At 69.7% G+C, this 13,218-nt stretch carries 15 protein-coding genes; 7 read left to right on the forward strand and 8 right to left on the reverse strand.

Translation table 11 applies throughout. The features are described from left to right. Window positions 1–4: 4 nt before the first annotated feature. From H0B54_RS01295 to H0B54_RS01310, 4 genes are all read right to left on the reverse strand, one after another. On the reverse strand, window positions 5–400 hold the full coding sequence (locus H0B54_RS01295) for a PIN domain-containing protein (protein ID WP_188258932.1): 396 nt from the start codon (window positions 398–400) through the stop codon (window positions 5–7). Continuing rightward, a complete protein-coding gene (locus H0B54_RS01300; RefSeq protein WP_188258933.1) occupies window positions 397–663 on the reverse strand; it encodes an AbrB/MazE/SpoVT family DNA-binding domain-containing protein in 267 nt (88 codons plus the stop codon). Before H0B54_RS01300 ends, H0B54_RS01295 begins: the two co-directional genes overlap by 4 nt. A 28-nt stretch (window positions 664–691) precedes the next feature. Further along, window positions 692–1,696, reverse strand: coding sequence for a cobaltochelatase subunit CobS (cobS, locus tag H0B54_RS01305; protein WP_014239256.1), 1,005 nt, complete (start codon window positions 1,694–1,696; stop codon window positions 692–694). A 73-nt stretch (window positions 1,697–1,769) separates the two neighbouring features. Further along, window positions 1,770–2,354 (reverse strand): J domain-containing protein, encoded by a 585-nt coding sequence (locus H0B54_RS01310; RefSeq protein WP_038525925.1) that lies wholly within the window; start codon window positions 2,352–2,354, stop codon window positions 1,770–1,772. Window positions 2,355–2,519: 165 nt separating this feature from the next. On the opposite strand from H0B54_RS01310, the gene H0B54_RS01315 reads away from it, so the two are divergent. Then, window positions 2,520–2,792, forward strand: a complete 273-nt coding sequence (locus H0B54_RS01315; RefSeq protein WP_094301716.1) for a BolA family protein — start codon at window positions 2,520–2,522, stop codon at window positions 2,790–2,792. 311 nt (window positions 2,793–3,103) lie between these two features. After that, entirely contained in the window at window positions 3,104–3,526 is a 423-nt protein-coding gene (locus H0B54_RS01320) for a ribbon-helix-helix domain-containing protein (protein ID WP_246472202.1), read from the forward strand. 145 nt (window positions 3,527–3,671) lie between these two features. Here the strand turns inward: H0B54_RS01320 and H0B54_RS01325 are convergent, their stop codons facing one another. The 4 genes from H0B54_RS01325 to H0B54_RS01340 all read right to left on the reverse strand — a co-directional run bounded on the left by H0B54_RS01325 (window position 3,672) and on the right by H0B54_RS01340 (window position 6,804). Beyond that, window positions 3,672–4,286, reverse strand: coding sequence for a DUF2889 domain-containing protein (locus tag H0B54_RS01325; RefSeq protein WP_094301718.1), 615 nt, complete (start codon window positions 4,284–4,286; stop codon window positions 3,672–3,674). A gap of 124 nt (window positions 4,287–4,410) precedes the next feature. Beyond that, window positions 4,411–4,896 carry a CBS domain-containing protein gene (locus H0B54_RS01330; protein WP_094302010.1) on the reverse strand — a complete coding sequence of 162 codons (486 nt, stop codon included), beginning with the start codon at window positions 4,894–4,896 and terminating at the stop codon, window positions 4,411–4,413. 113 nt (window positions 4,897–5,009) lie between these two features. Then, window positions 5,010–6,161, reverse strand: a complete 1,152-nt coding sequence (gene aroB / locus H0B54_RS01335; protein ID WP_188258934.1) for a 3-dehydroquinate synthase — start codon at window positions 6,159–6,161, stop codon at window positions 5,010–5,012. A 7-nt stretch (window positions 6,162–6,168) separates the two neighbouring features. Continuing rightward, complete coding sequence (locus tag H0B54_RS01340; RefSeq protein ID WP_188258935.1) at window positions 6,169–6,804, reverse strand: shikimate kinase; 636 nt, start codon at window positions 6,802–6,804, stop codon at window positions 6,169–6,171. 216 nt (window positions 6,805–7,020) lie between these two features. Between H0B54_RS01340 and H0B54_RS01345 the strand changes: the two genes are divergently transcribed. The 5 genes from H0B54_RS01345 (at window position 7,021) to H0B54_RS01365 (ending at window position 13,140) form a co-directional block, all read left to right on the forward strand. Beyond that, window positions 7,021–7,209 (forward strand): hypothetical protein, encoded by a 189-nt coding sequence (locus H0B54_RS01345; protein ID WP_237904351.1) that lies wholly within the window; start codon window positions 7,021–7,023, stop codon window positions 7,207–7,209. After that, window positions 7,190–9,229: a hypothetical protein gene (locus H0B54_RS01350; protein WP_211109104.1), complete on the forward strand. Its 2,040-nt coding sequence runs from the start codon at window positions 7,190–7,192 to the stop codon at window positions 9,227–9,229. Before H0B54_RS01345 ends, H0B54_RS01350 begins: the two co-directional genes overlap by 20 nt. After that, window positions 9,226–10,245, forward strand: coding sequence for a site-specific tyrosine recombinase XerD (gene xerD / locus H0B54_RS01355; protein WP_188258936.1), 1,020 nt, complete (start codon window positions 9,226–9,228; stop codon window positions 10,243–10,245). Before H0B54_RS01350 ends, xerD begins: the two co-directional genes overlap by 4 nt. A 143-nt stretch (window positions 10,246–10,388) precedes the next feature. Then, the gene (gene aceB / locus H0B54_RS01360; RefSeq protein ID WP_188258937.1) at window positions 10,389–11,993 is read left to right on the forward strand and encodes a malate synthase A; all 1,605 of its coding nucleotides are present in this window, start codon (window positions 10,389–10,391) and stop codon (window positions 11,991–11,993) included. 232 nt (window positions 11,994–12,225) lie between these two features. Continuing rightward, window positions 12,226–13,140 (forward strand): EamA family transporter, encoded by a 915-nt coding sequence (locus tag H0B54_RS01365; RefSeq protein WP_188258938.1) that lies wholly within the window; start codon window positions 12,226–12,228, stop codon window positions 13,138–13,140. Window positions 13,141–13,218: the final 78 nt, after the last annotated feature.

Raw genomic sequence — 13,218 nt, forward strand, 5'->3', positions numbered from 1 at the left:
GCTGTCAGCTCAAAATCTGGAATTCCGGCAGCCTGGCTGCCTTGCGGTCGAACGTCAGCGTGGCGGCGCAGCCGGCGTCCCGGTTGCGGAGGCCGAGCAGGGCGTCGGAAAAGTCGAAGCCTTGCCGGTGCAGGGCCAGGGCAACCCGCGCGGCGTCTTCGCTTTCCACCCGGATGTCCGCGTTGTCGAGGATGAGGTCCAGGATGCGCGCGATGGTCTCACGGTCCCGGCGCATGACGCCCTCCAGAACCCGGACGAACTCGCACAGGACGATGTCGCCGACGAAGCAAACCTCGCCGTTGGCAACCAGGGCACGAACGGCGGTCCGCGCCTTGGCGGCTTGGTCCGGATCGTCCTCCACCACCAGCCGAAGCAGGACGTTGGTGTCCAATCCGATCACGACGTCCGGTCCTGTGGTCCGGCATGCCGTTCCGCCATGCGCCGGCGGATCGCGTCGTCCATTTCTTCCTGGGACAGGACGCGCGTGAACGTGCCCCCGCTGCCGATGAGATCGTCCAGACTGTGGGGGCGGGGCCTGACCACGACGCTGCGGTCGTCGCGCAGGATCAGCTCGACGCGGTCGCCGGGCTTCACGCCCAGCCGCTCGCGCAGATCCTGCGGCAACGCCAGTTCCCCGTTCGGTCCGACCTCGATGTAACCCATTGCCGGCCTTTCCCTCGGCTCGCCCCCGTCACACCAGATTCGCCTGCACCCCGGTCTCCGGCAGCTCGGTGCCGAAGCAGCGCTGGTAGTATTCGGCGACGGTCGGCCGCTCCACCTCGTCGCACTTGTTCAGGAAGGTGATCCGGAACGCGAAGGCGATGTCGTTGAAGATGTTGGCGTTCTGCGCCCAGGTGATGACCGTGCGCGGGCTCATCACGGTGGAGATGTCGCCGTTGATGAAGCCGGCGCGGGTCAGGTCGGCCAGGCGCACCATCGACGCCACGGTCTTGCGGCCGGCCTCGCTGTCGTATTCCGGCACCTTGGAAGCGACGATCTTCACTTCGGCGTCCACCGGCAGGTAGTTCAGCGTCGCCACGATGTTCCAGCGGTCCATCTGGCCCTGGTTGATCTGCTGCGTGCCGTGGTAAAGGCCGGTGGTGTCACCCAGCCCGACGGTGTTCGCCGTGGCGAACAGGCGGAAGGCCGGGTGCGGGCGGATGACGCGGTTCTGGTCGAGCAGGGTCAGCTTGCCTTCCACCTCCAGCACGCGCTGGATCACGAACATCACGTCGGGGCGGCCCGCGTCATACTCGTCGAAGACCAGCGCGCAGGCGTGCTGCAGCGCCCAGGGCAGGATGCCTTCGCGGTATTCCGTCACCTGAACGCCGTCGCGCAGGACGATGGCGTCCTTGCCCATCAGGTCGATGCGGCTGATGTGGCTGTCCAGGTTGATGCGGATGCAGGGCCAGTTCAGGCGCGCGGCCACCTGTTCGATGTGGGTGGACTTGCCGGTCCCGTGATAGCCCTGGACCATGACGCGACGGTTGTAGGCGAAGCCCGCCAGGATCGCGAGCGTCGTGTCGCGGTCGAAGCGGTAGGCTTCGTCGATGTCCGGCACATGCTCCGTGCGCTGGCTGAAGGCCGGCACCTGCATGTCGCTGTCGATGCCGAACACTTGACGCACCGACAGGGTGATGTCGGGAACGTGATCGAACAGGGCCGAGCTGGCCTGGGTGGCTCCTTGAGAAGGCATGGGAGGTTCTTATCGTTCCAACGTGTCTGTTGTCGGGGCCGCCCGGCCAATCTGGTCCGGCCAACCGTCGGGGTTACGCACCATAGCAGGCTTTCAGCGTGTTGTAGGCCTGATTGATCTCCTTCAACTTTTCTTCGGCCGCCTTGTCCCCGCCGTTGGCGTCGGGATGGTGGATTTTCACCAGCTCGCGGTAACGCGCCTTGATGCGTGGGAAATCCACCGGCGGGGCGAGGTCGAGGACGACCAGCGCCTCCTCCTCCGCGCTGCGGGCGGCCTGCCGGCGCTGCTTGCTCTCCTCGGACTGGTCCTTGCCGGCCTCGCGCCCGAACTCGAAGCTGAAACCGTGCATCGCGCGGTCGCGCAGGAACTTCTCCTGCACCCCCCAGAAGCCGAGCGGCCAGCTCGGCCGCTGCCACGTGGTGTCGCGGCGGACCTCGGCCTCGATCTGCTCGGGCTTCATGCCGGCGTAATAGTCCCAGGCGCGGTTGTATTCGCGCACATGGTCCAGGCAGAACCAGTAGTAGTCGTTGAGCTGCCGGCGGCTCTTCGGCGCCCGGTACTCACCCTCGCCGGCACAGCCCGGATGATCGCAGGCGCGCACGGCGGTGCGCGGCTGGTCGTAGCGGCTGAAGTCGTAGCGGGTGCGTGGCTTGCTCATGTGCGAAGTATGGGAAGAGGCACCCATTCTGGCAAGCGCACGCAAGGGGGCGGTGCCGGACTGCGGAAAATGGCCGGTGTGCGGCATTGGCGTCTTGACGGGAGCGGGGCCGCGCCGTCACCTCAATCCAGGATCAGACCCAGCCCAAACCAGTGAGGCCCCCCAATGGAATACGCCACCCGCATGCGCCGGAAGCTGACCGACGCGCTGGCCCCCGAGCGGCTCGACATCCAGGATGACTCCGGCCGGCACGCCGGCCATGGCGGTGCCCACCCGGAAGGCGAGACGCATTTCCACATCACCATCGTCTCCGCCGCCTTCGCCGGCAAGTCGCGGGTGGAGCGCCAGCGGCTGGTCTATGGTCTGCTGGCTCAAGAAATGGCGGAGCGCGTTCATGCCCTCGGCCTGACCACGCTGACGCCCGAGGAGGCTCGCTGACAGCAACGCCGACTAGAACGCCCGGCCGCCGCCCGTGCAGCAAGGGAAAAGCGCCACCTGCAAATGCATACATACGCATGCAACTACTAGAGGTTCTTTTCCATCTTCAAACATAATTGGAGCGCTGCCGTGGTTGCAATTCTCGCTGTATTTAGTAGAGTGCAGCGCATGCAACCAATCAATGCGCCGTGGGCGATGCACTTTTCGCGCGTCGTCCGGCGGGTTCGTGGAAAGGGCGGCGTATGGCGAAGCGCGGGCCGAAGAAGCGGTTAACAGTGAATCCCAACGCGTGTGTGGAACCGCTGAAGAGCATGAACATCATGATTGCCGGGCGCCGCACGAGCATGCGTCTGGAGCCGACCATGTGGGACGCTCTGGAGGACATCGCCCGCCGCGAGGGACTGACGGTCAACGGCCTCTGCACCCTGATCAAGGACCGGCTGGACGAGCAGATCCGGCGGCGCGGCCCGGGCGCGGACAATGCGGAGGTCACCCTGACCTCGGCGGTCCGTGTCTTCATCGCGGCCTATTTCCGCCGGGCCTGCACCGAGGACGGCCATGTCCAGGCCGGGCATGGCGGTGGCGATCCCTTCGTCGGCACGCCCTTCGACCTGCCGCCGCTGGACGAACTGGACCAGCCGGAGAGTGGAGCGGTCACCACGGCCTCCGCCTTGCCACCGACGGCAAAGCCGGCCACACCCAGCGAGGGTCTGCGGTCCGCGCTGGAAGCGTGATGGCCTGACCGTTCCGATTCGGGAAGAGAAAAGGGCGCGTCCGCGGGGGCGCGCCCTTTGTGTTGCGTCAGGGGGTGCCGTGTTCGAAGCGGGTGGAGCCCGCTCGCTTCTGCTTGCGTCCCCGCCCAAATCGAGTGCTCCCCCCTCAGTCCGCGGCGTCGCGCGGGCGGTCGCCGGTGTAGTGGTCGGGCCAGTTCTTCCGCACGACCTCGCCGTTGCTGTCGAAGATGTGGCAGGTGTTCAGCAGCACCGGACGCTTGGTGCGCAGCATGTCCTCCTTGCTGCCCGCCTCGCCGCCGCCGGCCGCCCTGGCCTTCTCGGCCTGCTCGCGCGCCAGGATGGGGTAAATGGTCTGGAAGGCGGTGGTGGCGATCGGCCCCAGAAGCTCCACCAGATGCGTGCAGCCCTGGATGCCGCCCAGCCGCTCCTTCACCGCGCGGGTCCAGCCCGGCCCGATCTTCAGCCCGACCAGCCGCTGGAAATTGGGGGTGACGGAGCCGCAGGTGCGGTAGGGGCTCTTCTCCGTCACCGCCTCGACCGCTTGGACGGTCAGGTCGTTGTCCACCGTCAGGCGAAGCCACATGCCGTGCACCGGGTCGCCAGGCAGGATCTGGCCGCGCTGTTCGGTGTGGAAGGCGTAGCTCTTCACATCGGTCAGATGGCCTTCGACGTCCCACAGCCCATCGGTCCGCCGATAGCCCCGGCAGGTGACTTCCCGGGTGTGGATCGGTTCGCGCGCGGCGGGTTCGGACAGTGGCATGGGACTCTCTGACGTTCGGCCTAGTTCGGACGGCCGGTTTGTTGGGGTGTACCCGGGAATATCGGTGGGGCCAGCGTTCAGGTCAAGCCGGCTTCGCCGCATTGCAGCATTACGTCCCCTGTGGTTACGGGGGAACGCTGGCGGAGTAGTTCGACCCGAAGATGAAGGCCTCGCGGTCGCGGATCTCGTCTTCCAGATGGGCGCGGACCACGGCGAACAGATCGCGGATGGAGACGATGCCCATCACCATGCCGTCCGATTCGCCGTTCGCGGTGACGGGAAGGTGGCGATAGTGGTGGCGCTCCATCAGGTCCAGCGCCTCATAGGCGTGGGCGTCCGGTCCCAGCGTGTCGGGAGAAGCGGTCATGACCTCGGCCAGCCGGGTCGCCGCGGGATCGCGGCCCGCGGCGACGACGCGGCTGGCGAGGTCGCGCTCGGTGAAGATGCCCTTCAGCGACCGGCCCCCTTTCACTTGGGTCTGGGTGACCAGGACGGCGGCAACGCGGCGTTCCGCCATCAGAACGGCGGCGTCCTGGACGCTGGCCTCCGGGGGCAGGCAGACGAGCTGCTGATCCTTGATGACGTCGGGGATGAGCTTGCGGTTCGGCATGTCCATTCTCCCTTTTTGGGGCAGCGCTCCATCGCATCTTGGACGCGAATCGGAACTGTCGTGAACTCTGACAGTTTGCTGCCACAACGGTCAAGGGATTATGGTGCACCGCATCAGCGCGCGACGGCATCCTCCAGTAGCGCCCGCACCACCGCCGGATCAACGTCGCGCTGGGTGAAGGCGTCGCCCAGCGCGCGCACCAGCACGAAGGCGATGCGCCCGTCCTTCACCTTCTTGTCCTTGGCCATGGACAGGATCAGCCCGTCGACGTCCCACTCCACGCCCGGAATGTCGGTGGGACGGACCGGCAGGCCGACGCGGGCCAGATGGGCGCGCGCCTTCTCGGCGTCCTCCGCCGGGCACAGTCCCAGCCGCACCGACAGGTCGAAGGCGAGAACCATGCCGATCGACACCGCCTCGCCGTGCAGCAGGCGGGACCCGAAGCCGGTCGCCGCCTCCAGCGCGTGGCCGAAGGTGTGGCCGAGATTCAGCAGGGCGCGGTCCCCGCTCTCCCGTTCGTCCGCGCCGACGATGGCGGCCTTGGCGCGGCAGCTTTCCGTAACGGCGTGGCGGCGGGCGTCGCTGTCGCCGGCGACCACCCGCTCGCCGTTCTCCTCCAGCCAGGCGAAGAAGCCGGGCAGGCGGATCAGCCCGTACTTCACCACCTCGGCGTAGCCGGCCAGCACCTCGCGCCGCGGCAGCGTGTCCAGCGTGGCGGTGTCGGCGATGACCAGACGCGGCTGGTGGAAGGCGCCGATCAGGTTCTTGCCGTGCGGGCTGTTGATGCCCGTCTTGCCGCCGACCGAGCTGTCCACCTGGCTCAACAGCGTGGTCGGCACCTGGATGAAGTCGATGCCGCGCAGCGCCGAGGCGGCGGCGAAGCCGGTGATGTCGCCGATCACCCCGCCGCCGAGCGCCAGCAGGACCGCCGACCGCTCGATCCCGCGCGCCAGGACGGCGTCCATCAGCCGTTCGAAATGGGCGATGTCCTTGGTCTTCTCGCCCGCCGGCAGGACGATGGCCTGGGTCGGCTCGATGCCGGACTCGCGCAACGTGCGCTCAAGAGTCGGCAGATGCAGCGGGGCGACGTTCTCGTCGGTGACGACGATGGGGGCCTTGCCCCCGGTGATCGCCGCGATGCGCGGTCCGGCGCCGTCGAGCACCCGGTCGCCGACCAGGATGTCGTAGCTGCGCGGACCGAGGTCGAGGCGGACGGTGTCGATGGCGGTGGGGGTGTCTGAGGTGGAGGTGTCTGGGGAGGTCATGGCGGGATCAGGGCTTGTCGTGGTGGTGGTGCGCCGGGTGGCGGTGATGATGGTGGTGCGAGTGGGGCAGGGTGATGCCGAAATGCGCCTCCAGCGCCTCGATCACCTGCTCCACGGTCGCCTCCGGCGGGCGCTCGTCGCTGATCACCGTCAGGTCGGCCTCCGCATAGACGGGGTAGCGGGCGGTCATCAGCCGGCTCAGGATCTCCTTCGGATCACCGGCGTTCAGCAGCGGCCGGTGGGTGCGCCGCGCCGTGCGGGCCAGCAGCACGTCCAGCTCGGCGCGCAGCCAGACCGACAGGCCGTGGGCGCGGATGGCCGCGCGGGTCTCCGGGTCCATGAAGGCGCCGCCGCCGGTCGCCAGGATGTGCACCGGCTGTTCGGTCAGCAGCCGGGTGATGATCCGCCGCTCCACCGAGCGGAACACCGCCTCGCCGTCGCGGGCGAAGATTTCCGCGATGGTGCAGCCCGCCGCCGTCTCGATCTCCGTGTCGGCGTCGACGAAGGGCAGGTGCAGCCGCGCGGCCAGCCGCCGCCCGATCGCGCTCTTCCCGGCGCCCATCAGGCCGACCAGCACCACCGTCCTCGGAAGGGTCTTCGACGGGTTCGGCGGCTGTCCCTGCGATGGAAGGCGGGCGGTCATGGTGCTGTGGACTTTCCTGATGCGGTTCCGGCCTGGTGCGGTACCGGTGTGCCAGTGTTCGATTCGGTCGCAGGGGCCTCCGCATGTTGCGCAGCAGCGCCCCCGTGGCTAAAGTGGTACGTCCTGCGTTCATCGGCCATCGGGCCAGCGGTGCGGACGGTGTGCGATGATTAGCATGAAAGCGCACCCTTGTCCCAAGCCGCACGGACGCAGACCGTGATACAGCGCCGCCGTTCCTTCCACAGAAACACGACTCCGATCGCCATGAGCCGGGTTATTTCCATTCTTTTCGTCCTGTTCCTCTTCGTCATCGGGGGTGGCATGGCCTTCCTTGCCTCCTGGGACATGCCGGCGCCGTCCAAGACGGTGGAAAAGGTCATTCCGGATGAGCGGTTCCCCCGCTGACGCCGGGGACGCCGACGGGCGCCGCCGCCGGTTCGCCGCTCCGCCACGGGGCGGAAGGGCCGGGGCCGGCGCCGTTTCCATATTTGCCGCCGCTTCTCTCGGGCTGGCCCCTCTGTCCCTGGCTTTGTCCGGCGCCCTGATGGGAGCGGCAAGGCCGGCGCTGGCCCAAGCCTATGCCCAGGCCGTACCCTCCGGGCCGCCGATCCGCCTGTTTCCGCCGCCGGAAAGGATGGCCGTCCCCGATGTCGAGCGTGGGGCCGGGCGGGTGCTGGACGATCCGCTGGCGTCGCCGGGACCGTCCGCCGCTCCGCTGTCACCGACGCCGCCCGCCCATACGCCGTCCTTCGACGTGGTGCCCACCGTGGCGCCGCCCTCGGCCATCGCGGTGGAGACGCTGGGGCCGCTGGACCCCGACGGGGCCGGCCCGCTGGAGGGACCCGCCGGGCTGGGCGGTGACCCCTGGCGCGGCATCCCGCGCGCCGAGGTGCTGGCCCTGCTGCCGGAACTGCCCATCCTCACCCCGTCGCCCGCCGTGAAGGAACTGCAGCGCCGTCTGCTGCTCAGCCGCGGCTCGCCCGCCGCTGCGCCGGGCGCGCCCGAACCGGCGCGGCGCTTCGGCGCGCTGCGGGTGGAGAAGCTGGCGGCCATGGGCGACCCGCGCGGTGCCGCCGACCTCGCCGCGCTGCTGCCCGAGGCGATGATGGCCGACGAGGCCGCCGCCCGCGCCCTGACCGACGCCGAACTGCTCGCCGGCCCGCTGGACTGCGCCGCCGCGATGGAGCGCGCCAAGCCCTTCTCCGGTCCCTATTGGCAGCGGGTGGATCTGTTCTGCCGCCTGCGCGCCGGGCGGGTCGGCGGGGTTCCGCCGATGGAAGCCGGCGCCGGTCCGGCGGGGGACGACCTCGCCCTCGACATGCTGCGGGAGCAGCCCGGCGGCGATCCCGATTTCCTGCGGGTGGCCGAGGCGATGGCCGGCGGCCCGCCACCGCGGCTGCGCAGCCTGAAGGACCCCAGCCCGCTGACTCTGGCCGCCCTGCGGACGCTCCAGGCCGGGGTGCCGCCGGACGTTCTGTCGCTGGCCGATCCGGCCCGTCTGGCCGCCGTGGCGACCAACACCGCCGCCGACCCGGCCACCCGCGTGACGGCGGCGGAGCGCGCCGCCGTTGCCCTCTTCCTCGACTCCCGCCGGCTGGAGGAGGCGTACCGCGCCGCGCCGGCCAAGGGCGACGAGCTTCTGCGGCTGAAGGACGCCGCGGCCCGCGACCGCACCGCCCGCACCCGCGCGCTGGTGCAACAGGCCATGCTGGGCGCCATGGGCGGCGGGCGGCGGGTGGAGTTGGCCGGGCTGGCGCTGGAGCTTCTCGATCCGCCGATGCTGGCCGGGCCGGTGGGTGCGGTGGTGGCGGACATGCTCGACACCCTGTCGCCGACTCCGGACGCCGCCGCCCTGGCCCCCGCCGCCGCGCGGCTCTGCTTCGCGCTGGGCCGGGCCGACAAGGGCAAGCGCTGGTACGACCTCGCCCTGCGCAGCCGTCCCACGGCGGAGGTGGCGCGGCTGTGGCCGCTCGCCGTCATCGCGCTGGGTCCGCCGCCGGGCGGCGGGGCGCTGGGCCTCGCCGGCTGGCTGGACGAGTCGCTGCGCGGCGCCGATCTGGAGGCCCGTGGCCGTGTCGCCGGGCAACTGGCTCTGCTTCAGGCGATGGGTGTCGCCGTGCCGGACGAGGCGTGGCGCAAGACCGCCGACCCCGAAGAGACCGCCTCCACCCTCTCAGCCCCGACGCCTGCGGACGCCCGTCCTCCCACCGCCGACCCCGCCCTGTGGCAGCGATTGGTCGAGGCCGCCGCCGACCGGCGCGTCGGCGAGACGGCGCTGGCCGCCCTGCTGCTGCTCGGCAACGCCGGGCCGGCGGGCACGCCGCCCGCGGTGGTGGCGCGGGTGGTCGGCGCCCTGCGCGCCGTGGGTCTGGACAGCGATGCCCGCGCCATCGCCCGTGAAGCCGCTGCGGCCCTGGCCGGATGAGTCCCATGCCCAAGACACCCCTGCCGAAAGCCCAGCCGAAGCGGCGCGGGCGCCCCTGCAAACCGCGCCCGATCGCGGCCTCGCCCCATGTCGACGCCTTCCTGGACATGCTGACGGCGGAGCGCGGCGCGGCGCTCAACACCCGCATGGCTTACGAGCGCGACCTCGCCGACCTCGCCCTCTGGCTGGCCCAGCGCGGCCAGCCGCTGGACAAGGCGGGGACGGAGGATCTGCGCGCCTACCTCGCCTTCCAGTATGTCGAGGGCGGGCAGAAGCCGGCGCCGCGCACGCTGGCCCGCCGCCTGTCGGCGATGCGCCAGTTCTACCGCTTCCTGGTCTCGGAAGGGCGGCGGGCGGACGACCCGGCCTCGGCGCTCGACAGCCCCAAGCAGGGCCGCCCCCTGCCCAAGATCCTGACGGTGGAGGAGGTCACCCGCATGATCGACTCCGCCCAGACCCGCGGCGGGCCGGAAGGGCTACGGCTGGTCGCGCTGCTGGAGGTGCTCTACGCCACCGGCCTGCGCGTGTCGGAGCTGGTCGGCCTGCCGATGGCGGCCATCCTGCGCGACGGGCGCGGCCTGATCGTGCGCGGCAAGGGCGGGAAGGAGCGCATGGTGCCGCTGTCCGAACCGGCGTCCGCCGCTCTGGCCGCCTATCTGCCCTGGCGGAGCCACTTCATCCTGGCCGGGCGGGAAAACGGGCCGATCGCCTTCCTCTTCCCCTCGCGCAGTTCCACCAACGGGCACCTGACGCGCCAGCGATTCGCCCAGCTTCTGAAGGAGCTGGCCATCGAGTCGAACATCGACCCGGAAAAGGTCAGCCCCCACGTGCTGCGCCACGCCTTCGCCACGCATCTGCTCGACCGCGGTGCGGACCTGCGCTCGGTTCAGAAGATGCTGGGCCACGCCGACATCGCCACCACCCAGATCTACACCCATGTGGTGTCGGAGCGGCTGAAACAGGTCGTGCACGAGCATCACCCGCTGGCCCGGCGAAAAACCATTCGTACGCAATAGTGTTGCGTATGTGTGGGTTTTTCCTTTCGCATAATGCCGATGCGGCTTTGGCCGCTCCTCCCACTGTGGTATAGCCCTTGTTCCAATGGGGTGACCGGCGCGGGTGCGTCGGACCGCCCTTGCAGCGAACAGGGGGGAACCGCATGGCCACGACCATCTCCGGGCTTGAGATCCTGGGTCCGCTCACGCCGGGCTTCGAGGCGATCCTGACGCCGGAGGCGCTGGCCTTCCTGGCGGAACTGGAGGGGCGGTTCGGGGCGGAGCGGTTGCGCCTGCTCGACGTGCGGACCAAGCGGCAGGCGCTGATCGACCAAGGCCACAAGCCGGACTTCCTGCCGGAAACCCGCGCCATCCGCGAGGCCGACTGGACCATCGCGCCGCTGCCGCACGACCTGCTCGACCGCCGGGTGGAGATCACCGGGCCGGTGGACCGCAAGATGATCATCAACGCGCTGAATTCCGGCGCGAAGGTGTTCATGGCGGATTTCGAGGATTCGAGCTGCCCGTCCTGGGCCAACCTGATCGAGGGGCAGGCCAACCTGCGCGACGCCGTGCGCCGGACCATCGCCTTCGACGATCCCGCGTCGGGGAAGAAGTACCGGCTGAACGACAAGACCGCCGTCCTCAAGGTCCGCCCGCGCGGCTGGCATCTGACGGAGAAGCACGTCCGGTTCGATGGCGAACCGGTGTCCGGCGCGCTGTTCGACTTCGCCCTCTACGCCTTCCACAACGCGCAGGAGCTTCTGGCCCGCGGCTCCGGCCCCTACTTCTACCTGCCGAAGCTGGAAAGCCATTTCGAGGCGCGGCTGTGGAACGAGGTGTTCTCGGTCGCCGAGGATTATCTCAAGATCCCGCATGGCTCGATCAAGGCCACCGTGCTGGTGGAGACCATCCTGGCCGCCTTCGAGATGGACGAGATCCTCTACGAGCTGCGCGACCATTCCGCCGGTCTGAACTGCGGGCGCTGGGACTACATCTTCAGCTTCATCAAGAAGTTCCGCAACGATCCCGCCGCCGTCCTGCCCGACCGGGCGGAGGTGACGATGGCGACGCCCTTCCTGCAGTCCTACAGCCTGCTGGCGGTCAAGACCTGCCACCGCCGCGGCGCCCCGGCCATCGGCGGCATGGCCGCCTACATCCCGGTGAAGGACGATCCCGCGGCCAACGAGACCGCCTTTTCCAAGGTCCGCGCCGACAAGGAGCGGGAGGTGTCCAACGGCCATGACGGCACCTGGGTGGCTCATCCCGGCCTCGTCCCCGTCGCGCGGGAGGTCTTCGACGCCTACATGCGCAAGCCAAACCAGATCGACCGCAAGCGGGCCGACGTTAGCGTAACCGCCGCCGACCTGCTGGCCGTGCCGGAGGGGCCGAAGACCGAGCGCGGCCTGCGCAACAACGTGGCCGTCGCCATCGGCTATCTGGAGGCGTGGCTGCGCGGCGTCGGCTGCGTGCCGCTGTTCAACCTGATGGAGGACGCCGCCACCGCGGAGATCAGCCGCACCCAGCTCTGGCAGTGGGTCCATCACGGCGCCGCGCTGGACGACGGGCGACCGGTGACCATGGAACTGGTGGACGAAACCATCGCCGAGGAGCTGGCCGCCTGGAAGGCCCGCGTCGGCGACCGCGCCTTCGAGCGGGGGCTGTATGAGGACGCCGCGGTGATGCTGCGCGACCTCGTGGAGCGCGACGACTTCGTGGATTTCCTGACCCTGCCGGCCTACGACCACATTGTCGCGCAGGGGGCGTGAAGCCCTCTCTGGACTCTTACCTACGGGCTCCCACCCTAACCCTCCCCCGCTTCGCAGGGGAGGGGACGGACGCCGCTTCGCGTAAGGCACCCTCTCCCGCGATAGCGGGGGAGGGCCGGGGTGGGGGCAACACTCAGGCGCGTTTCCAGCCTGCCCGACCGGCTTGGCAAAAGGCGGGGGCTTCGCCATGTTCGCTGGCCTGCCCGCGTCCTGAGCCAGAGGTTCCGTTCCCGTGTCCACCCCCTCCACCGTCCCGCCGGCCTCGCGCGGGGCCGAGTCGTTCGCGCTGCTGCTTCTGGTCGGCGGCTTGATCGGGGTGATCTTTCCGGTCACCAAGATCGCGCAGGCGGCCGGCGTGCCGCCGCTGCCCTGGGCCTTCTCCATGATGCTGGGCGCCGGCGTGATCCTGGCCGGGCTGGCGCGTTTCAAACGGCAACCGATGTCCCTGACCGGGCGGTACCTGCGCTATTTCGCGGTGTCGGGGCTGCTGTCGATGGCGCTGCCCAACGTGGTGCTGTTCTTCGTCATGCCCTGGCTGGGGGCCGGGCTGTCGGCGGTGGTCTACACGCTGCCGCCGATTCTGACGCTGCTGATGGCCGTGGCGGTGCGGATCGAGACGCCCGACCGCGGGCGGGTGGCGGGCATCCTGCTCGGATTCGTCGGCGCGCTGATGATCGTCGGGCCGCGCGGCAGCCTGCCCTCGCCCGATCTGGCGGGCTGGATGGCGCTGGCCTTCGTCATGCCGGCCGCGGTCGCGGCGGGCAACGTCTACCGCACCGTGGCCTGGCCGCCGGGCGGCCAGCCGGTGGCGCTGGCCGCGGGGACCATGCTGGGCGGGGCGAGCTGGGTCGCGCTGGCCCTGCTCGGCACCGGGGCGGTGGCGGAGCTGCCGGCGCTGGGCCGGGCACCCGGGCTCGCCCTGCTCCAAATCGCGGTGACGGCGCTGACCTATGTGCTGTATTTCCGGCTTCAGGTCGTCGCCGGCCCGGTCTATCTCAGCCAGATCGGCTACGTGGCGACCTCCGTCGGGCTGGGCACCGGGACGCTGCTGTTCGGCGAGCGCTATTCCCCCTGGGTGTGGGGCGGCGCGGCGGTGATCGTCCTGGGCGTGCTTCTGGTCAGTTTTGGCCGGCGTTTCGCGCGATAAGCTGTGGCATCGCCGCCGCGCACCGTGGTACCAAGGCCGGTCCGCGACGTCCGCGTCCTATCCTATTCGGTCCGTGAT

Source organism: Azospirillum tabaci (genome assembly GCF_014596085.1).
In the GTDB taxonomy this organism is placed as follows: Bacteria; Pseudomonadota; Alphaproteobacteria; order Azospirillales; family Azospirillaceae; genus Azospirillum; species Azospirillum tabaci.